The sequence below is a fragment of the Pseudomonas sp. F8002 genome (genome assembly GCF_013385495.1).
Classification (GTDB): domain Bacteria; phylum Pseudomonadota; class Gammaproteobacteria; order Pseudomonadales; family Pseudomonadaceae; genus Aquipseudomonas.
Window position 1 is genome coordinate 98,197 of the sequence record NZ_JACAPW010000017.1, and the last position, 20,000, is coordinate 118,196.

Below are 20,000 nucleotides of genomic sequence, written 5' to 3' on the forward strand. Positions count from 1 at the left end.
CCATCAAGAACCCTGCGGCGTTTCTCCGCGCGCCAAACGCGCATTGATATCGTCGATCACCGCCGGCAGTTCGACGATGGTGTCGATCAGGTAATGCGGCCGCGAGCCCTCGAACATCTGTGTAATGCGCGCACGCTCCAGCGCCAGCTCAGCAGCAGGCAGCGCCCTGTATTGCTCGTAGGTCAAACCCAGTGCGTTGCCGGAACAGGTCAACGCCACCGTCCACATGCCGGCGCTACGGCCTTCCAGGATCCCCGGCCAGGTGTCGTCGACCTTCACGCACGCGGCCACATCGCTGACCCCCAGGGCAATCACGTTGGCCAGTGCCTGCGCCGGATGCGGGCGCCCGTTGGGCACCTCGTCGGTCGCCACCACATGGTCGGCGACGTAGCCGTTCTGTCGCGCCAGCTCGACCACCTTGGCCATCACCACCGCCGGGTACCCGGAGCAGGAGCCAATCTTCAAGCCCTGCCCGCGCAGGGTGTTGATCGCCTCAAGGGCGCCGGGAATGACCGCCGAATGCAGCGCGATTTTCTCGATCTGCAACGGCATGAAGCGTTCATACAGTGCAGTGACATCCTCGTCAGTCGGCAAGCGATCAAACACCGCCCGATAACGCTCGGCAATCTGCGGCAGGTTGCACAAGGTGCGGATGTGATCCCACTTGCCCATGCCCATCGGGCCGCGGGCTTCCTCCAAGGAAACGGCGACGCCGAACTCGCCGAACGCCTCGACAAAAATCTGCGTGGGGGCGAAGGAACCGAAGTCGACGACGGTGCCGGCCCAGTCCAGGACCACGGCTTGCAGCTTGGAAGGTTGTTGGTAGTGCATGGCAAGTCTCCATTTTCAGGTGTGAGCAGGCCGTCCCTCTCTCAAAGAAGAGGTAAGCGCCTGGTGAGGGTTTAAACGGTCAAGACGATCAGGTGGCCGGGATCGGGCTGGCCTCGAATAGCTCGGCGATCATCGGTCGGTTGCGGCGGATGCCCAGGCAACACAAGTGGTAGTCGATGAAAAACGGATGGTCGACGAAGGTGATCGGCGTGGTGCCCGGGGTTTCGGCGTATTCCACGGCAGACACAAAGCCGATGCCGATGCCCTTGGTGATCGCGTGCACAATGGCTTCGCGACTGTTCAGTTGCATCACGCAGTTCACGGCGATGCCCTGGCGCTTGCAGCTTTCTTCCACCAGTTGCCGGGTGCGTGAGCTTTTCTCGCGCATCACCCACTTTTCGCGGCTGATCTGTTCCACGTGCACCTCTTTCTGCCGGGCCCACGGGTGGTCATCGCGCACCACCGCAATAATCGGATAGCGCCGGTACAGTTGGGTGTCGAAACGCTGGTCGAACTCCGAAAGGGCCAGGATCGCCACGTCGATATCGAAGTTGAAGAGCCGGTCCAGGGTTTCCTTTTCCGGGGAAAACGAGGTTTCCAGTTCGATGTCCGGGTGGCGCTGCATCAGCTCGTAGGTCAGGTTCATCGCGATCGGCGGCGACACCGCGCCCAGGCGCAGCAGCCCGGTCTTGCGCTGCTTGAAACTCTGCAACAGTTGCATGGCTTCATCCTCCTGGCCGAACAGCCCCTGGGTGATCCCGTAAAGGGCGTGCCCGGCGGCACTCATCTCGATAAACCGCCCGCGACGGTGGAACAGCTCCACCGAGAACTGCTTCTCCAGCCCGTTGACCTGCTCGCTGACCGTCGGCTGGCCGACGCTCAGGTATTCGGCGGCGAGGGTGAAACTGCCGGTCTTCGCCACCGCATGAAACGAGCGCAGCCACTTGTGGTACTGGTACATAACGAGTCCTGTTCCTGAGGTCCGCCGGGCCGGTCATCAACGTCGGATAAACAACGCCACCGCTGCGCTGCACAGGCAGGCCGAGGTCACGACGATGAAGATCAGCGAGGTATTGCCGGTACTGTCGAGCATACTGCCGATCAGCGGTTCCGCCAGGCCGGCGAACAGATAGGATGAGAAATTCATCACGCCCGTGGCCGTACCCGCACGCTTGGCACCGACCAGGTCCGGGCACAGCGCCCAGAAACTCGACGCCGGCCCGTACACGAAGAACCCACAGAGGAACAACGCCACCAGGCCGATTGCGCTGTGGGGCGGCAAACTCCACATCCACAGGCTGGTGGCGGCGCCGAGGAACATGTAGAGCATGATCGCCAGGTAGCGTTTGGAGCCGAACAGCTTGTCCGAGACCCAGCCGTTGCTCAGGGCGCCGATGGCCATGCCCACCGGCAGGGCCACGGTGATCCACTTGGGGTCGATCATGCTGTCGCCGCTTTTCCAGTTGGCCCCGAGGAAGTGCACCGGCACCCAGACGATCAGGCCGTAGCGGGCGGCGTTCTGGAAACCCAGGGAGATCGCGGCGATGATCAGCCGCGGATTTTTCAGCACCGCCTTGTAGCGCTGCGCCGAGGATTCGACTTCGCCGTGGGCCACTTCATGATTCTTGTCTTCGGCATTCGCCACGCCGGTATCGGCCAGGGGCTCGAAGCCCATGTCTTGAGGCCGCTCGCGGGCCACCAGGTAGAAAATGATGCCGCCCGCCAACATCAACAGCACCGGCAGGCGGAAGATCCAGCGCCATTCCAGTTGGAACACTTCCAGCACCACGATGGAGGTGACGTACGACAGGACCGAGGCGCACCCGGCGGCGAACACATAAAAGCCATACACCTTGCCGCGCTCGCCGGCGCTCCACCAATTGGAAATCAACCGGCTGCCGGGTGCCCAGCCGAGAGCCTGGAAGTAACCGTTGATGCCCCACGGCAGGATCAACCCGGCAAAGCCGCTGGCGAAACTGGTGACCCAGTTGGCCGCGCAGGACAGCACCGCGCCCAGGGTCATGATGCGGCGGCCGCCGAACTTGTCGGCGAGGTTGCCGTTGATCGCCTGGCCAATCGCGTAGGCCCAAAGCATCGCCGCGGAGGCCCAGCCGAGGGTTTCCTTGGTCAGGCCGAACTCGGCCTGGATCCCGGGGATGGCAAAGCCGAAGGTCTGGCGGCCGGTGTAGAAAAACAGATAACAAAACATCGCCGCCAGCAGCATGCGCCACTGGGCTACGCGAAACGATGAGGTACGGACGGCAGGAACAGGCAGCACGTGTGCACGATTCATGATGTTTTCCTTATTGTTATTCGCCCCGGCGACCGCAGCCGCCGGGGGGCACTCTTGATAGGTGCAACAGGAAACGACCGAATTACGATGAGTCTAGGCCGCTTGCGCGCCGATGAAATTCTTGCCGCGTGCGCCTTGCAGGGCGAAGCGGATCATCGCCTCGGCCTCGGTGGCATTCACGCCGTAGTCGGCAAATTCGGTCTTCACGTCCAGGCTGTGGAGGAAGTCGCGCAACTGCGCCTGGGCCTGCTGCAGGTCGGTGCCGAATACCCGTTGCAGGGTGCGGTCCCGCGCGGCGTCGTGCCCCCATGCCAGGCCCAGTACCAGCGGCAAAGTGAAGGAACAGGCGATGCCATGGGGCAGGCCGTGGTGCAGAGTCATCTCATAAGAGATGGAGTGGGCGAGGGCGGTCTTGGTGTTGGAAAAAGCCAGGCCGGCTTTCAGCGCCGCCAAGGCCATGCGCGAGCGCAATTCCTGGTTGCCGAGGTCACGCCGCAAGCGCGGCAGGCATTCCAGGATGTCTTCGATGGCGGAGATGGCGAAGGTGTCGGAGACCGGGTTGGCGTTGACGTTCCAGATCGATTCCAGCGCATGGGACAAGGCATCCAGCCCGGTGGACACCGTGACCCCGGCCGGCACCGTCAGCATCAACTGCGGGTCGATGATCGCCACTGTCGGCCAGGTGCAGTCCAGGTGCAGCGAATACTTCTTGAGGCTGGCGGAGTCCCAGATCGTCGCCCATGGCGTGACTTCGCTGCCGGTGCCGGCGGTGGTCGGTGCGGCAATCAACAGCTTGTGGCGGGCCGGCGCGAAAGGTTTGCCGGTGGCCAGCAACGCCAGCAGCTCGTCGAAATCCCCGGAATCTGTGCCGACGATCAAGGCCTTTGCCGTATCAATTGCACTGCCACCGCCGACGGCGACCACCACCTGGCAATCACCGGCCTGCAGCCAGAAACGCTCGTAGGTGTCGCGCAGTTGGGCCACGTCGGGGTTGGGCTGTACGTTTTCGATCACGTACACCAGGCGCTCACCCAGCAGGTCCTGGATGCGGTCTACCAGACCGAGCCCGCGGGCTTCGGGAAAGGTCACGAGGGCGACGCTCTGGCCTTCGGTAAGAGCGGCGAGTTCTTGCAGGCAGCCCCAGCCGAAGCGGGTGTCTACCGGGTTGTGGAAGCGGGCAGTCATGGCGGGTTCCTGGTTTTTGTTATTGGAAGTGCCGCCATAGTCGGGGAGGGTGAGGTGGACCTCAAATCGATAGATTGGGGGGATGGATTGGCTGGGCCGATAGTACAGCCCAACCGCCAGGTGACTTCAGCGCACGTTCCGGAACAACATCAATCGCGCACTCTCATGCAGGCCACGGGTCAGCCCCTGCAACCGCTCAAACTCCTCGGGATACTGCTGAGCCACATCGTCCCTCGGCGTTTGCGACGCCAGGTCATGCAGGGTCGGCGAGCTGCCGTCGTGCTCCATTTGCAGCAGGAAGTCCTTGGTCACGCCGCCGATCAGCGGGAACGTGCCCTCGCGCAATACCAGCGGCACCACGCGCTCGCCTTCCGGCGCAGGTTGCTGGATATCCCGGCCCATCGCGCCATTGCGGAACGGTATGCCCGCCATGCCGGCCACGGTCGGCAGCAGGTCCGCCAGGCCGACGGCTTCTTCGATCACCCGGGGTTGCAGGCCGGGCGCGTGGATCATCATCGGCACGTTGTTGCTTTCCAGCCCAAGCTGCTCGAATGCCGGCGCCATGTGCGGAATCTGGCTGATTCGGGTGTTGTGGTCGCCGAAAAACACGAAGATGGTGTTGTCGTAGTAACCGCCAGCCTTGGCGATTTCCATCAGGCGGCCAATGTTGAAGTCCAGCAGGCGCACGGCGTTGTATTGCTCGACGCTGCGGCTGCCTGCGGCCTGGACTTGTTCCACGGTGAGGTCATGCACCTTGAAGCCATCGTTGGTCCTGGGGATGGTGAACGGGCGGTGATTGCCGGAGGTTTGCAGGTAGGCGAAGAACGGTTGGTCCTTGGGGATGGCCCGCAGCAGTTCGTCGCCTTCCTTGAACAGGTCCAGATCCGAAACGCCCCACACGTCCACCCGTGGCGAGCGCCAGTGGCTTTCGTCATACAGCTTCACGCCGTCGATGCTCTGGCGGATCAAGGCGTTGATATTCGCCCAGCCGGCATTGCCGCCGATCATGTAGAGCTTCTGGTAGTCCTCGAACGCATTGATCAAGGTGTGTTGCCGGGTGATCAGCGGGTTGCGGGTTGCCGTCTCCTGGCGGGTAACGTCGGGCACGCCGGTGATGCTCGCCCACACGGTTTTGGCGGTGCCGGTGACGGGCACGTAGAAGTGTTTGAAGAACCAGCTTTCCTTCGCCAGCTTGTCGAGGTTCGGCGTGGGGTTCAGCGGGTTGCCATAGGCGCCCACGGCGCTGGTGCCGAGGGACTCGAGCATCACGAAGATCACGTTCGGCGGGCGCTCGCCCTTGAGCCGATAAGGCTGCACGGCTTGTTCACGGGCGAAGTTCAACTGCTCGGGGTCGGGCTGGCTGACCCCCAGATAATTCGCGACTTGCGGGTAATGCTCTCGCACCCGCGCCTCATCGAATTGCGACTGGCCGACCTTGAGGGTGTCGTACAGAAACAGCACCGGGTTGAGGCCCACGGCGGCGATCTGGTTGTTGCCGGAAAAGAACGCGTCGCTCCAGCGCAGGGGCACGGGATTTTCGATATTGAGGTTGGCGACGCGGCCGAGCAGGGCCAGCAATACCGCGATCACGCCGACGGTGGCCACGGATGCGATGGCCAGCTTGCCAATGGGTTTGCGTTCGCCATCCAGGGTGATGCGTTCAAGGCGAACCAGAGCGTAGGTCCACAGGCCGACGGCGGTAAGCCAACTCAAGGTTATCCACAGCACCGGGTAGGTTTCCCACACCATCTGTTGTGAAATCTGTGCGTCTTCCAGGTAACGCAGCACCGTGGCGTTGATGCGCACACCGAGGTAGGCGTAGTGGCCGAAGTCGATGATGTACACCAGCCCGACGATGGCCAGCGCCAGCAGCAGATAACCCCGTGCCAGCCAGCGCAGGGCGGGGACAGTCACCAGGTTCCAGCGTGGCAGCCAGGCGAGCAGTGCCAGGGGCAACAGGATCAGCACCGCCAGGCGCAGGTCGAAACGCAGGCCGATGCCCACGGTTTCCAGCAGTGCGGGCTCCCTCAGGTCGACCCCGGAAAATCCCCATACAAACACCAGCCGCAGTGCCGCCAGCAACGCAAATACCAAACCGATCGCGCCCACGCCGTAGCGCAGGCGGCGCGAGTGCAACCATCCCATCATTGACCTCTGTGCAATTTTAAAAGAGGGCGCCAGGCAGCCATCGCCAGCATCCACAACCCGGCCACCAGGCAGTAGCCCGTCAGCAGTGGGTCGATCAGATAGTCCCAGTAGTTTTCCGAGGCCTTGAGCCGCAGCGCGAACGCCAGGGTGCCCGCCGCGAGCATCCACACCGCCAGCGTATTACGCAGCCAGAGCATCAACAGTGCTGCCGCGCCTATCAGCACGATCATCGGCCGAGGGTTGAAACCCCAGCGGTAGGGGTCGAAGTACGTCAGGCCCATCGTTGCCGGGTACAGCACCAGGCTCAGGATGCCAAACAGCAGCAGCACCTGGACCTTCAGCGGGCGCTGGAGCGGCTGCACCACACCCAACCGGCACAGGCTGACCCACGCCAGCAACACCAGGGTGCTGATGGCCAGGTCATCGGTGAAGCTGCGCACATAGGCCGCCAACGGCAGTTCGTTGACCGGGATAAAACTCACCACCACCAACACCGGCAGCAGCCACGGCCGCCAGGGCGTCGTGACGCGCAACAGGCTCAGCAGCACAAAACCCAACAGCACAAAACTCAAATGCGCTTGCCATACATAAACCATCACAGGCGCTCCGACAGCCAGGCTTCGTTGAAGCTGACATGTTTGATAAAGGTGTTATTCCACGAGTACACCAGGTGGTACATGCCGTCCGGGCTGCGGCTGAAGTACGGGTACTCGTATTCGAAATCGCAGCCACGGGGCTTGCACACCCGGTAATCCAGGTTGCTGAGGAAACGTTGCTCCAGCGGCAGGCGCAGGGCACCGCTGGAGGCGCGGAAGCCTTCGCCGATGATTTCCTTGTAGGCCGCAGGGGAGAACGGTTGGCCCAAGGGATCGGGGGATTGATCCAGTTCCACCACGGTGCGCCACTGATTGAGCTTGGCATCGGTGCCGTACAGGCTGAGCTTGAAGCGGCCGTCCTGCAGGTCGTTGAGGGCCACGAGCAAACCGTCGCCTTCAGTGCTGACGGCTGCCAGCGAGGAGTTGGGATTGGACGGTTCCAATGGGTAAGGCTCGCTCCAGGTTTGGCCGGCGTCTTCGGTGCGACTGGCGAGGACTCGGTGATGGGTTTCGCCGGCGTAACGCAACATGGCGATGGCGCGTTGGCCGTCCTGCGGGACGATGGTCGGCTGCAGCGAGTTCTTCCCACGGCTGATACGGAATTTGTCGACCACCGCACCGTCGGGGCTCAAGTACAGGTACTCGGCGAATTTGCCCATGAACTCGTGGTACACCGGCAGGCCGATGGAACCGTCAGCGTGGAATACCGGTGCGGCGCGCACCAGCGTGCTGATATTGAAGAATGGCGAGGTGATCAGTTGCCGAGGGGCCGACCAGTTCGTCCCCAGGTCATCCGAGACCATCACGTTGATCGCGCTGGTAGCCCAGCCGCCTACCGACACCGAAACGTAGAACATCCACAGGCGATTGTCCGGTGCCAGGGCGATCACCGGGTTGCCCAGCTTGCGGATGTAGCGGTGCGTGCCGTCGCGGGTGCTTTCGCGGGTGGCCAATACTTGCTCCGGGCCCCACTCGGCGCTTTTCGCGTCAAAGCGGGCGGTGCGCACCTGCACATCGGCGGCGCCCTCGCGGGACCCGGCAAACCACACGGCCATCAGGTCGCCGCCGGGCAGGGCGGTGACCGAGGAGGAATGCACAAAGTCATTGAGCTGCGAGGAGACAAAGCGGCTGCTGTATTGCGGGGCGGCCGCTGTTGGCGAGCTGTCCTTGGGGCCTTGGGCAAACGGCGCCAATACGTGGGGCGGATGACTTTGCCAGGCGGCGAAAAACACCACCAGCAGACTGCAGATCATTAAAAGCGGGCGCATAGAGAACCTGTCGGGAAAAAGGATTACTGCGCACGGTCATCCGGCAGGCGCCTCCTGCGGCCGGTGAGCATGGATAACGGCAGGTTGTCCCGCACCTGGATACTTTCAAACAACGCCGCCAGCACATGCACGCCTACCAGGCCGGCCAGTACATTGGCGGCAGTTTCGTGCAACAGCAGCGGCCAATCGGCGCCCCACAGGGCGTCGACTTCCTGCATCAAAAAGCCACTGGCACCGATAGCCAGCAGCGCCAGCAACATCAGAATCATCACCAGCGCGCCAATGGGCGAATGGCCCAGGCGGTGCTGCGGCCGGCGGTTGAGCAGTGAACGCACATGGCCCATGAGCCGTTCCGGCGTTGGCCAGAAGTCCGCCCAGCGCGCGCTGCGCGGACCGACAAATCCCCACACCAACCGCACCAGCAACCAGGCCATGGCGTAATAGCCCAGCCATACGTGCCAGTCGTCGCCTGCTTCGTTGAAGAAGTAATTGGCCACAAAGACGCCGGCGATGGAGAGGTGAAACACCCTCACCACCGGGTCCCAGAGGCGCAGGGAGGTTGCTGGCATCAGCCCTTGATCTCTGTCTTCACGGCCTTGCCGGTGACTGGATCGTGGTAGATCTCGACCTTGCGCTTGTCCTTGTCAAAGCCATAGATCTCGTAGCAGTTGCCGTCAGTAACCTTGAACTTGCTGATCTCGTAGCCCTGGGCCTTGAGTTGCTCCTGAAAGGCCTTCTGGTCCTGCCATTGCGAGCGCTCGGCAGTGGTGCATTGCGGGCCGGCGAAGGCCATGGGGCTGGCGATAATCAGCGACAGCAAGAGAATTTTGCGCATGGAAGCACTCTCAGCAGATGTGGGAGATTTCACTGTGCAAAACCAACCTTAGCGAAAGCTTAGTTGGCAACGGCCCGTAACATCTTTCCCGAAATAGCCTCGACGGTTACACGGCATCATGCCGCCGGTTACTCCAGAGAATCAGTTATGCGCCTGCTCCTTGTCGAAGATGATCGTGCCCTTGGCCAAGGGATCCGCGTGGCCCTGGGCGCCGAAGGCTACACCCTGGACTGGTTGCAGGATGGCGTCAGCGCCTTGCACGCGTTGCGCACCGAAAGCTTCGACCTGCTGCTGCTCGACCTCGGCCTGCCGCGCCTTGACGGCCTCACACTCCTGCAAACCCTGCGCGCCGAGCAATACGACCTGCCGGTGCTGATCCTTACCGCCCGCGACGGCACCGCCGAGCGCATCGCCGGCCTGGACGCCGGCGCCGACGACTACCTGGTCAAACCCTTCGACGTCGAAGAGTTCAAGGCCCGTGTGCGCGCCCTGTTGCGCCGCAGCCAGGGCCGCGCGCAACCATTGCTGGAACATGCGGGCGTGAGCCTGGACCCGGTGACCCAACAGGTCAGTTATCAAGGCGAGGACGTTGTGGTCACGCCGATGGAATACCAACTGCTGCACCAACTGATGGTGCGCCCCGGCAAAGTCGTCACCCGCGAGCGGTTGTCCCGCGCGCTGTACGGCTGGCAGGACCGCGTCGAAAGCAACACCCTCGAAGTCCTTATCCACAACCTGCGCAAAAAACTCTCCACCGAACTGATCCGCACCGTGCGTGGCGTGGGCTACATGGTGGAACTCAAACCATGAATTCGGTCCGCGCGCGCATCCTCATTCCGGTACTGGTGCTGATCCTGCTGGGTGATGGCCTGATCAGTTGGCTCGTGCTGCGGGACAGCCACCACGAAATCGAAGAAGTCTACGACGCCCAACTCGCCCAAAGCGCCCGTTTGCTGCAAGGCGTACTGCGCCAGCGCGATCCCGGCGATGCCGACTGGGACCGCCTCTACCAGGCTTTCGATCAAGCCATGAGCCGTGTCGGCGAAGACGGCGCCGCGCACCCCTACGAAACCCGCCTGACCTTCCAGGTATGGCGCGCCGACGGCCAACTGCTGGTGCGCTCCACCGACGCGCCGATCCTCAACGCACCGCCCACCACCCTCGGGCCTCACGACCTGATGGAAAACGGCAATGACTGGTGCGCGTTCATGCTCGCCGACATGCAACAAGGCCTGCTGATCTGGGTGGGCGAGCGCGACGACATTCGCCAGGACGTGATCCAGCGCATCATCCGCCACACCCTCTGGCCCATCCTGATTGGCGTGCCGCTGCTGGCGTTGTTGATCTGGCTGACCATCGGCTGGGGCCTCAAGCCCCTGCGCGCCATGGCCCAGGCCATTCGCGGGCGGGACAGCAATACGTTGCGACCGCTGCAACTTGAACCGTTGCCGGCGGACCTGGAACCGATGCAAACCGCGCTGAACCGCCTGCTGGTGCAGGTGGATGACCTGCTGGAGCGGGAGCGTCGGTTTATCGCGGACGCGGCGCATGAGTTGCGTACGCCGTTGGCGATATTGCGCATTCATGCGCAGAACGCCCAGAGCGCGGAAACCGAGGAGCAGCGGCGAGAGGCGTTGGACTTCCTGGTGAATGGCGTGGACCGGGCGACGCGTATTGGCAGCCAACTGCTGACCATGGCGCGCATCGAGCCGCAGTTGAACAACACCGTACGAGTGCGTGTGCCGTTGACGGAGTTGGTGCGCGAAGAACTTGCGGAACTGACGCCCCTGGCGATGGAGAGAGGCGTTGAGTTGGTGCTGGAAGGGGATGAGGAATGCTGGATTGAAACGGACCCCGTGGCGTTGGCGATTGCGCTGCAGAACCTGGTGACCAATGCGCTGAACTTCTCGCCGGCGGGGAGTGAGGTGAGGGTGGTGGTGCGGGAGGAGGATTCGGGCGTGGTGCAGCTGTGTGTGGAGGATGCGGGGCCGGGGATTGATGAAGGGGAGATTGGGCGGTTGTTCGAGCGGTTTTATAGCCGCGGGAATGCAAATGGGGCGGGGTTGGGGTTGGCGATTGTGCAGATGATCGTGGGGAAAATCGGGGGGCGGTTGGAGTTGTATAACCGGGAGGTGGGTGGGTTGTGTGCGCGGTTGAGTTTTAGCGCCTGCTTGCTGAAATCGGTGGGAATACCACACCGTTGAAGGTGTGGGTGCAGCAGTCGCAAAACGGCTTCATGAACGCGGGTGTCAGTTGTGGGTTAACTTTTTGCAGTAGACCAGTCTCGTCGACGTATAAGCCGCTGTAATAGGTAGACTCGTCCGTTCGGACGTATTCGCTTTTTTCGCTTTCATGTAGAGCCACCATCCAGAACACAGGATCCGGGCGGTCCAAGCGGGAGTTGGCTTCGCTGAAAATCGCATCCCATTGGTGGCCGACCTTGGACAGAAGAAACCGGAATAGTGGCGTGTAATCGAAGCCGTGCCGGTGATGGCTGTGCATCGAACCGCGGCTCAGCATGGAGTTCTTTTCGCTTTTGCTATGGCGTTGTTGCCTATAGGTGCGGCAACTTCCGTGACGCACGTTGTGCGTCCGGGTATTGACTGAACGGTAGAGAGGGGGCTTTTTCATTGGAGTCCTTTATGGTTTTTTGGAGGATTGTGGCGGCCATGTGCCTTGGTAGCTGAAAGAGATTTGGTAATCGAAGTTCACGGGTTCAATTACGTGCTGGAAATGCGGTTGGATAGTCGCTATCCAGCTTGGGCGAACGTTGAACACGTCCGCATATATCGCCGTTTCTTGACTCAACCCTAGCGTTTCAAAAAAGCTCTCCGCGTCATCAACATCTGCCGAGTATTCATCTGCCTTCACGTAATTGCTTTGCTTGTCGTACCAACGCAATCTGACTTTCATAACCATGATGTGTTTTCCACTTTATCTGTATATGCGGCGTTCGGGTTTTGCTCGACCTCGGCGCTCACCGGTGTAGGGATCGAATGCGCCTAGGTGGGCAAGGTCACTGTTTCGATAGACTTCTAATTCGCCTTTCTTGGAATCCCACTCAAATATTTTCCTCCCTTTGGCGTCTATCCAGCGTTCGCGTAAGCCGCTACCGCCTTTCCTCGGTGTCACGGGTCTTTGGTCTATCAGACCTGGAAAGCCTGTTATGTCTGCAGCGTTGGGGGCCGGGAAATAATCATGGTCCGGTTTTTTAAGCCCCTTTCGTGGTTCGTTAACCACCACATACAGCGGCCGAACCCCCGACTCCACCGGAAACACCAGAATAAAATCCCGATACTCCGGCGGATAAATCGGATTCACCAGAATCTGCTTTGCAGCCTCCGTCGGCGGATAAATCCACATCACCGGTGCTTGCGGTGCAGCCTCCAATGCCGGAATGCCAAGGGTGTCGCCAGGATCAATGGCCGGCGTCCAAATAAGCTCCACACCCTCGCCAAGATCCGCCACGAACTGACTGTCACGACTCTGAAACTGCACCACATCGATCATCTGCCAGTCGGTATTTTTACCGGTGTAAAACCCATATCCCTTCAGCGTCCCATCGGCGCGTTGCTCGATATGCAACCGCATCCGCGAACGGGCTTTTTGCAGGTGACGAAGCTGCTCTTCGCTATAGAGCGCACTGTCGCCAAGCTCCGACGGCCAGGCCAGCGCCACCAGCCCTGCAAGCAACCCCCCAGCGGCGGCACCGACCGCCGCAGCCGCGGACTCCAACGCGGATGTACGCAGCACAAGCTGGCCAAGCCCAACGGGTAGGGGACTACCGCTGATTTTCCTGAGGGATACGCCGCCTTGGCTGTCCACTTCCCGTCCGCCTAACAGCGTGAAGTGACCGTAATCCTTGATCAGCTCAAGCGGCACATAACCGGTGGGGTTGTTGTAGTTGATGATCCCGTCGGGCAGTTGGCACGACTTGGCGAATACCAGGCCTGGAATCCTTGCAGGTTCAGGCGATGGCGCAGAAGGTGCTTCGTACAAATCAATGAACGGTGAATACGGAATCTGCTTAGGCTGCGGCGTCAGGATTCGCCGCTTCAGCTGCTCTTCTTCGGTAATTGGATACGCGCGCTCTGTCATGACGACTCACTTCCCTGTGCAAGGAAGCGAGCCTATGAGAGCGGAGAAGAACCTGAAATTCTCGTTGTTCAATGGGAGGTGTGGGAAAAGTCACTTTAGCAATCGCTACATTGATTCAAGCACGCTTACTCTGCCTGAGAGCGCTGTATCTGCGCGCCCAACTGCGCGGCTTTATTACGTAACCCGTCCAACCGGTCGTTCAACTCCTTGTATCCAGGCTTCCAGGAAAAAACGCCGCCTTCGCTGCTTTGTCCAAGAACGAGGTCATTGAACGAGCCCATTCCGCCGTATGCAGAGCGCAAATAGGTGATTCCGGAGTAATCGGATGCTTGCAATAAGGTTTTGGCCTTACGCATCCATCGGCTCCAGTGATTGTCCCCATCGCTTTCCAGCAGGATGGCAAGTTCCTCAAGCACATCGATTAGCTCTGCGGTTTTTGGGCCCATAGTGGGAAATCCTTAAAAGCGGAGTTTTCGTAACGGTTCAAAGCACATGCCTGGAAATCACCCTCGATATCTCAACAATCGACGTCTTTCCCGTGAATTCAAACTTCACTTTCCCCACCGCCGAAAAGTAAATCTCCAACTCCGAATCCAGGTCAAAGGTCCCCGAGGTTTCCACCGAATACGCGACGATATTTTTATACGGCAGGGACGTGAAATCCTTTTTGCTGCCGGTAATTCCCTGCACGTTCACGGCGATGATGCGCTTGGTGGTGAACACCACCCCATCGCGCATGGCCTTGTAGGAATCGATGACCTGCTCATCATCCAGCAGCAATGACGAAACGCGCTCGGCGTATTCGTTGTTCTGCTTGAGCTTGAAGAAGCCTTTGTTGTTGAAGTCGATCATGTGCCTTTCCTTGGGTGAGTGGTGCAGCAGACGCCGGTACCGGTGTATGACGTTTTGCTCGCGGATCTGTATCTAACGGCGTTCCTTTTATCGACCTACCATGGCGCCAACAACCCGCCGGCCATTACAAGGTTTTACGTCGTCAAGGAGCCACACCATGCCCGAACTCTCCAGCGTGCTCGCCTACGGCCTGATCTCGCTCGGCATGGTGCTGACGCCCGGCCCGAACATGATTTACCTCATTTCGCGGTCGATCTGCCAGGGGCGAGTGGCCGGGCTGATTTCCCTGGGCGGCGTTGCGATGGGTTTTGTCGTCTATATGTTCTGCGCGGCATTGGGTATCACCGCGTTGGTGATGGCGGTTCCCTATGCCTACGACGCGCTGCGGCTCGGCGGGGCGCTGTATCTGGTTTACCTGGCCTGGCAGGCGGTGAAGCCGGGTGGCCGGTCGCCCTTCCAGGTGCGGGACTTGCCCAAGGACAGCCCGCGCAAGCTGTTCATGATGGGCTTTGTCACCAACCTGCTGAATCCCAAAGTGGCAGTGATGTATCTGTCGTTGCTGCCCCAGTTTATCGACCCCAACGGGCACGCCAGTGTGCTGTCGCAATCCCTGGTACTGGGCTTTACGCAGATCATGATCAGCGTGAGCGTCAACGGGCTGATCGCTCTGATGGCGGGCTCGATCGCGGGGTTCTTCATCCGCAAACCGGTCTGGCAAACCGTACAGCGCTGGTTGATGGGCTCGGTACTGATGGGCCTGGCTGTACGCATGGCGGTCGAAGGCAGGCGTTAAAGGATCGCCTTCAGGTAATCCTTGAGTGCGTTGAGCGGGGCATTGAGTTCTTCGAGTGTCGTCGCTTGGCGCGCATCCACCGCAAGCCGTTGCAGCTCGCGGCCCATCACGGTGTGTGCACCGCCCAGGGATTCGAGGGCCAATGCCAGGCACTCGTCGATCTTATGCTGGATGGCATTGATATCGCCCTTGCGCACCAGCAAGCCAAACACCTCCCGCTCATAGCCGTCCATGACCAGGTCGTCCCGCAGAATCGGGCTCGCGTCTTCGGTCTCATGCACCAGCTTGAGCGCAAAAAGTGCTACAGCTTCCAGCGTCTGTTCCATGGCCAAGGTTCCTCTTTTCTCGCGTTCGCCCGCCCATCATCACTTTCCTGCAGGCGAAAAAAAAGACCTTGAATTTCAAGGTCTTTTTTTAAGATGGTGCCCCGAGGGAGACTCGAACTCCCACTCCTTTCGAAAACGGATTTTGAATCCGCCGCGTCTACCAATTCCGCCATCAGGGCTCAATGGCGGCGAAGTATAGAGATGAGATTACCGTTGGTCAATCACGTTTCATGGTCAATTTTCACTATTTCCGCTAGACTTCCCGGCCCTGCTAGACGAACCCCATCATGCGCGTTGCTGACTTTACTTTTGAGCTCCCTGATTCGCTGATCGCTCGCCATCCTTTGGCCGAGCGTCGCGCCAGTCGACTGCTGACCCTGGACGGGGTCAGCGGTGCCCTCGCACACCGTCAATTCACTGATTTGCTTGAGCATTTACGCCCAGGCGACTTGATGGTTTTCAACAATACCCGGGTGATTCCGGCTCGCCTTTTTGGCCAGAAAGCATCCGGCGGCAAGCTGGAAATTCTGGTGGAGCGGGTGCTGGACAGCCATCGCGTGCTGGCCCATGTGCGCTCCAGCAAGTCGCCGAAACCGGGTTCGAAGATCCTTATCGATGGCGGTGGCGAAGCAGAAATGCTGGCCCGTCATGATGCGTTGTTCGAGCTTGGGTTTGCCGAGGAAGTGTTGCCGCTGCTGGAACGCGTCGGCCATATGCCGTTGCCTCCTTATATAGACCGCCCGGATGAAGACTCGGACCGCGAGCGTTATCAGACGGTGTATTCCCAGCGACTGGGCGCGGTGGCTGCACCGACGGCGGGGCTGCATTTCGACCAGCCGCTGCTGGATGCGATTGCCGCCAAAGGCGTTGAAACGGCCTATGTGACCCTGCACGTGGGGGCCGGCACGTTTCAGCCGGTGCGTGTGGATAACATCGAAGACCACCATATGCACAGCGAGTGGCTGGAAGTCAGTCAGGACGTCGTGGATGCGGTTGAAGCGTGCAAGGCGCGCGGCGGGCGGGTGGTGGCGGTCGGTACGACCAGCGTGCGCTCGCTGGAAAGCGCGGCGCGCGATGGCGTGCTCAAGCCGTTCAGTGGCGACACAGACATCTTTATCTACCCGGGCCGGCCGTTTTATGTGGTCGATGCTCTGGTGACCAATTTCCATTTGCCGGAATCCACGCTGTTGATGCTGGTGTCGGCATTTGCCGGTTATCCCGAGACCATGGCCGCGTATCAAGCCGCCATCGATAACGGATACCGTTTTTTCAGCTACGGTGATGCGATGTTTATCACCCGTAATCCGGCGCCGCGCGGCCCAGAGGAACAATCATGAGTCGTATGTCGTTTGAATTGCTGGCCACGGATGGTAAAGCTCGCCGCGGCCGTTTGACTTTCCCTCGCGGTACCGTCGAGACCCCGGCCTTTATGCCGGTCGGTACCTACGGCACGGTAAAAGGCATGCTGCCGCGTGACATCGTCGCCACGGGCGCCGAGATCATCCTCGGCAACACCTTCCACCTGTGGCTGCGCCCGGGCACCGAAGTGATCAAGAAGCATGGCGACCTGCATGACTTCATGAAGTGGCAAGGCCCGATCCTCACTGACTCCGGTGGTTTCCAGGTGTTCAGCCTGGGCGCCATGCGCAAGATCAAGGAGGAGGGCGTGACCTTCGCCTCCCCGGTGGACGGCGCCAAAGTGTTCATGGGCCCGGAAGAGTCGATGCAGGTGCAACGTGACCTGGGCTCCGACATCGTGATGATTTTCGACGAGTGCACGCCGTACCCGGCCGATGAAGACGTCGCGCGGATTTCCATGGAACTGTCGTTGCGTTGGGCCCAGCGCTCGAAAAACGCCCATGGCGATAACACCGCTGCCCTGTTCGGTATTGTGCAGGGCGGCATGCATGAAAGCTTGCGCAAGCGCTCGCTCGAAGGCCTGGACAAGATCGGCTTCGACGGCCTGGCCATCGGCGGCCTGTCAGTGGGCGAGCCCAAGCACGAGATGATCAAGGTGCTGGATTACCTGCCGGGCCTGATGCCGGCTGACAAACCTCGTTACCTTATGGGCGTTGGCAAACCGGAGGATCTCGTAGAGGGTGTGCGCCGCGGTGTGGACATGTTCGATTGCGTGATGCCAACCCGTAATGCCCGCAATGGGCATCTGTTCATCGATACAGGCGTGCTGAAGATCCGTAACGCGTTCCATCGCCATGATGAATCGCCGCTGGATCCTACCTGTGACTGCTACACCTGCCAGAACTTCTCGCGCGCTTATCTGCACCATCTGGACAAGTGTGGGGAAATGCTGGGTAGCATGTTGAATACCATCCACAATTTGCGTCACTACCAAGTCCTGATGGCTGGTTTGCGCGAGGCTATTCAACAGGGTACATTGGCCGCCTTCGTCGATGCCTTCTATGCCAAGCGCGGGCTGCCTGTGCCGCCCTTGGACTGAGTTTTCCGACCCTAAGATTCACTATTTGCAACTGGAGTGCTAAATGAGCTTTTTTATCTCTAATGCCATGGCTGATGCCGCTGCACCGGCCGCTGCCGGTCCTATGGGCGGTGGTTTTGAGTGGATTTTCCTGGTCGGCTTCCTGGTCATCTTCTACCTGATGATCTGGCGTCCACAGGCCAAGCGCGCCAAAGAGCAGAAGAACCTGCTGGGCAGCTTGCAGAAAGGCGACGAAGTCGTGACCACTGGCGGCATCGCCGGCAAGATCACTAAAGTGTCCGACGCTTTCGTGGTTCTGGAAGTCTCCGACACCGTAGAAATGAAGTTCCAGAAGGGCGCCATCGCTGCCACGCTGCCAAAAGGCACGCTCAAAGCGATCTAAGTAACAACCTTTACCAATCGACGGGGCGCGCAAGGCGCCCCGCGTTATAAGCGGGCGGCGTGATGCTGAACAAATACCCTCTGTGGAAATACGTACTGATCCTGGCGGTGCTGGCGATCGGTTTTATTTATTCCGCTCCCAATCTCTATCCTGATGACCCGGCTATCCAGATCACTGGCGCCAGCACTGCGCTGCAGGTCAATCAGGCTGATCTGGACCGTGCGAGCAAAGCGCTCACCGACGCGGGTATCCAGGTTAAAGCGGCAAGTTTGGCTGCTGATGCGAAGGGCGGCTTGTTGCGCCTGACCAAGCAAGAAGACCAATTGCCGGCAAAAGACGTTGTGCGCAAGGTCATGGGTGATGACTACGTCGTCGCACTGAACCTGGCACAGACCACGCCAAAATGGCTGCGCGCGATCGGCGCACACCCGATGAAGCTGGGTCTGGACTTGTCCGGTGGTGTGCACTTCCTGCTGGAAGTGGACATGGACAAGGCCCTCGACGCTCGCCTGAAAGTCTACGAAGGCGATGTGAAGAGCCTGCTGCGTAAAGAGCGCCTGCGTTATCGCAGCCTGCCGCAGCTCAACGGTGCCATCCAGCTGGGCTTTGCTGACGAAGCAACCCGCGAACAGGCCCGTGCGCTGATCCGCAAGAACTTCAACGATTTCGACATTGTTCCGGCCGACCTCAATGGTCAGGCGGTACTGCGTCTGGCGATGACCCCGGCCAAGCTGGCGGAAATCCGTGAATACTCGATCAAGCAGAACTTGACCACGGTACGTAACCGCGTCAACGAGCTGGGTGTGGCCGAGCCGATCGTTCAGCGCCAGGGTGCCAACCGCATCGTGGTTGAACTGCCGGGCGTGCAGGACACCGCTGAAGCCAAGCGTATCCTGGGTAAAACAGCCAACCTGGAATTCCGCCTGGCGGCTGAGCCGGGTGCTACCCGTGCTACTGCAGAAGAGTTCGAGTTCCGTGAAGGCAATCGTCCACCTGCACTGATCGAGCGTGGCTTGATCATTACGGGTGACCAGGTGACCGACGCCAAGGCTGGTTTCGGCGAGCACGGTACGCCTGAAGTGAACATCCGCCTGGATGGCCACGGCGGCGAACTGATGAGCCGCGCAACCCGCAGCAACGTCGGTCGCAGCATGGCGGTGATCTTCATCGAGCAGCGTCCTGTCACCACCTACACCAAGCAAGTGGTCGACGGCGTCGAGAAAGACGTACCGGTACAGACCTTTAAAGAAGAGAAGAAGATCATCAGCCTGGCGACCATCCAGTCGCCGCTGGGTGCTCAATTCCGCATCACCGGCCTGAACGGCCAGGGTGAGTCATCCGAACTGGCGCTGCTGCTGCGTGCCGGTGGCCTGGCCGCCCCGATGTACTTCGCTGAAGAACGTACCATCGGCCCGAGCCTGGGTGCTGACAACATCACCAAGGGTATCGACGCTGCACTGTGGGGCATGCTGTTCGTCTCCCTGTTCATCATCGCCATCTATCGCTTCTTCGGCGTCATCGCCACCGTCGCGCTGGCGGGCAACATGGTGATGCTGCTGGCCCTGATGTCGCTGCTGGGTGCAACGCTGACCCTGCCAGGTATCGCCGGTATCGTACTCACCATGGGTATGGCGGTTGACGCCAACGTACTGATCTTCTCGCGGATTCGTGAAGAGATTGCTGCGGGCATGACCGTGCAACGGGCAATCAACGAAGGCTTCGGCCGGGCATTTACTGCAATTCTCGACTCCAACCTGACCACCCTGTTGGTCGGCGGGATTCTCTTTGCCATGGGCACCGGCCCGGTCAAAGGTTTTGCGGTGACCATGTCCCTCGGTATCTTTACCTCGATGTTCACGGCCATCATGGTGACCCGCGCAATGGTCAACCTGATCTTTGGCGGACGTGACTTCAAGAAGTTGTGGATTTAAGGGG

22 protein-coding genes and 1 tRNA gene are annotated in these 20,000 nt (G+C 60.3%); 7 read left to right on the plus strand and 16 right to left on the minus strand.

The genetic code is table 11. The features are described from left to right. Positions 1-3: 3 nt before the first annotated feature. From phnX to HX811_RS15050, 9 genes are all read right to left on the minus strand, one after another. A complete protein-coding gene (gene phnX, locus HX811_RS15010; RefSeq protein WP_177046414.1) occupies positions 4-831 on the minus strand; it encodes a phosphonoacetaldehyde hydrolase in 828 nt (275 codons plus the stop codon). Between the two features lie 88 nt (positions 832-919). After that, entirely contained in the window at positions 920-1,792 is an 873-nt protein-coding gene (locus tag HX811_RS15015) for a LysR substrate-binding domain-containing protein (RefSeq protein ID WP_087695146.1), read from the minus strand. 36 nt (positions 1,793-1,828) lie between these two features. Further along, positions 1,829-3,124 carry an MFS transporter gene (locus HX811_RS15020; RefSeq protein ID WP_003210345.1) on the minus strand — a complete coding sequence of 432 codons (1,296 nt, stop codon included), beginning with the start codon at positions 3,122-3,124 and terminating at the stop codon, positions 1,829-1,831. A 93-nt stretch (positions 3,125-3,217) separates the two neighbouring features. Then, positions 3,218-4,309 carry an iron-containing alcohol dehydrogenase PsrA gene (gene psrA, locus HX811_RS15025; protein ID WP_177046416.1) on the minus strand — a complete coding sequence of 364 codons (1,092 nt, stop codon included), beginning with the start codon at positions 4,307-4,309 and terminating at the stop codon, positions 3,218-3,220. Positions 4,310-4,435: 126 nt separating this feature from the next. Further along, a complete protein-coding gene (locus tag HX811_RS15030; protein ID WP_177046418.1) occupies positions 4,436-6,454 on the minus strand; it encodes an LTA synthase family protein in 2,019 nt (672 codons plus the stop codon). After that, positions 6,454-7,053, minus strand: a complete 600-nt coding sequence (locus HX811_RS15035) for a hypothetical protein (protein WP_177046420.1) — start codon at positions 7,051-7,053, stop codon at positions 6,454-6,456. The genes HX811_RS15030 and HX811_RS15035 overlap by 1 nt, the downstream gene beginning before the upstream one ends. After that, positions 7,053-8,321 carry an exo-alpha-sialidase gene (locus tag HX811_RS15040; RefSeq protein ID WP_256344433.1) on the minus strand — a complete coding sequence of 423 codons (1,269 nt, stop codon included), beginning with the start codon at positions 8,319-8,321 and terminating at the stop codon, positions 7,053-7,055. The genes HX811_RS15035 and HX811_RS15040 overlap by 1 nt, the downstream gene beginning before the upstream one ends. Before the next feature lie 23 nt (positions 8,322-8,344). Continuing rightward, the gene (locus tag HX811_RS15045) at positions 8,345-8,890 is read right to left on the minus strand and encodes a cytochrome b/b6 domain-containing protein (protein WP_003210336.1); all 546 of its coding nucleotides are present in this window, start codon (positions 8,888-8,890) and stop codon (positions 8,345-8,347) included. Next, a complete protein-coding gene (locus tag HX811_RS15050; protein ID WP_003210334.1) occupies positions 8,890-9,156 on the minus strand; it encodes a PepSY domain-containing protein in 267 nt (88 codons plus the stop codon). Before HX811_RS15050 ends, HX811_RS15045 begins: the two co-directional genes overlap by 1 nt. Positions 9,157-9,303: 147 nt before the next feature. Between HX811_RS15050 and HX811_RS15055 the strand changes: the two genes are divergently transcribed. Together HX811_RS15055 and HX811_RS15060 are read left to right on the plus strand one after the other, a co-directional pair. After that, entirely contained in the window at positions 9,304-9,966 is a 663-nt protein-coding gene (locus HX811_RS15055; RefSeq protein WP_177021394.1) for a response regulator, read from the plus strand. Then, the gene (locus HX811_RS15060; protein WP_177046422.1) at positions 9,963-11,360 is read left to right on the plus strand and encodes a sensor histidine kinase; all 1,398 of its coding nucleotides are present in this window, start codon (positions 9,963-9,965) and stop codon (positions 11,358-11,360) included. The genes HX811_RS15055 and HX811_RS15060 overlap by 4 nt, the downstream gene beginning before the upstream one ends. Here the strand turns inward: HX811_RS15060 and HX811_RS15065 are convergent. From HX811_RS15065 to HX811_RS15085, 5 genes are all read right to left on the minus strand, one after another. After that, positions 11,317-11,787, minus strand: a complete 471-nt coding sequence (locus HX811_RS15065; protein WP_177046424.1) for a hypothetical protein — start codon at positions 11,785-11,787, stop codon at positions 11,317-11,319. The genes HX811_RS15060 and HX811_RS15065 overlap by 44 nt on opposite strands. 9 nt (positions 11,788-11,796) lie before the next feature. After that, positions 11,797-12,075, minus strand: coding sequence for a colicin E3-like toxin immunity protein (locus HX811_RS15070; RefSeq protein WP_088427027.1), 279 nt, complete (start codon positions 12,073-12,075; stop codon positions 11,797-11,799). Between the two features lie 15 nt (positions 12,076-12,090). Next, positions 12,091-13,254 (minus strand): S-type pyocin domain-containing protein, encoded by a 1,164-nt coding sequence (locus HX811_RS15075; protein WP_003210325.1) that lies wholly within the window; start codon positions 13,252-13,254, stop codon positions 12,091-12,093. Between the two features lie 125 nt (positions 13,255-13,379). Beyond that, positions 13,380-13,700 (minus strand): hypothetical protein, encoded by a 321-nt coding sequence (locus HX811_RS15080; RefSeq protein ID WP_003210323.1) that lies wholly within the window; start codon positions 13,698-13,700, stop codon positions 13,380-13,382. A 37-nt stretch (positions 13,701-13,737) separates the two neighbouring features. After that, positions 13,738-14,106: a PH domain-containing protein gene (locus HX811_RS15085; protein ID WP_003210321.1), complete on the minus strand. Its 369-nt coding sequence runs from the start codon at positions 14,104-14,106 to the stop codon at positions 13,738-13,740. Positions 14,107-14,263: 157 nt separating this feature from the next. On the opposite strand from HX811_RS15085, the gene HX811_RS15090 reads away from it, so the two are divergent. After that, entirely contained in the window at positions 14,264-14,899 is a 636-nt protein-coding gene (locus HX811_RS15090; protein ID WP_134325800.1) for a LysE family translocator, read from the plus strand. Here HX811_RS15090 and HX811_RS15095 read toward each other — a convergent pair. Then, positions 14,896-15,225: a hypothetical protein gene (locus HX811_RS15095; protein ID WP_177046425.1), complete on the minus strand. Its 330-nt coding sequence runs from the start codon at positions 15,223-15,225 to the stop codon at positions 14,896-14,898. The genes HX811_RS15090 and HX811_RS15095 overlap by 4 nt on opposite strands. A 94-nt stretch (positions 15,226-15,319) precedes the next feature. Further along, positions 15,320-15,404: transfer RNA gene (locus HX811_RS15100), tRNA-Leu, on the minus strand. 108 nt (positions 15,405-15,512) lie between these two features. On the opposite strand from HX811_RS15100, the gene queA reads away from it, so the two are divergent. The 4 genes from queA (at position 15,513) to secD (ending at position 19,996) form a co-directional block, all read left to right on the plus strand. Further along, the gene (queA, locus tag HX811_RS15105) at positions 15,513-16,562 is read left to right on the plus strand and encodes a tRNA preQ1(34) S-adenosylmethionine ribosyltransferase-isomerase QueA (RefSeq protein ID WP_177046426.1); all 1,050 of its coding nucleotides are present in this window, start codon (positions 15,513-15,515) and stop codon (positions 16,560-16,562) included. A gap of 5 nt (positions 16,563-16,567) precedes the next feature. Beyond that, a complete protein-coding gene (gene tgt / locus HX811_RS15110) occupies positions 16,568-17,683 on the plus strand; it encodes a tRNA guanosine(34) transglycosylase Tgt (RefSeq protein ID WP_003210314.1) in 1,116 nt (371 codons plus the stop codon). A gap of 43 nt (positions 17,684-17,726) precedes the next feature. Next, positions 17,727-18,065, plus strand: a complete 339-nt coding sequence (gene yajC / locus HX811_RS15115) for a preprotein translocase subunit YajC (protein WP_003175975.1) — start codon at positions 17,727-17,729, stop codon at positions 18,063-18,065. A 62-nt stretch (positions 18,066-18,127) separates the two neighbouring features. Further along, positions 18,128-19,996, plus strand: a complete 1,869-nt coding sequence (secD, locus tag HX811_RS15120; RefSeq protein WP_003210312.1) for a protein translocase subunit SecD — start codon at positions 18,128-18,130, stop codon at positions 19,994-19,996. Positions 19,997-20,000 lie beyond the last annotated feature (4 nt).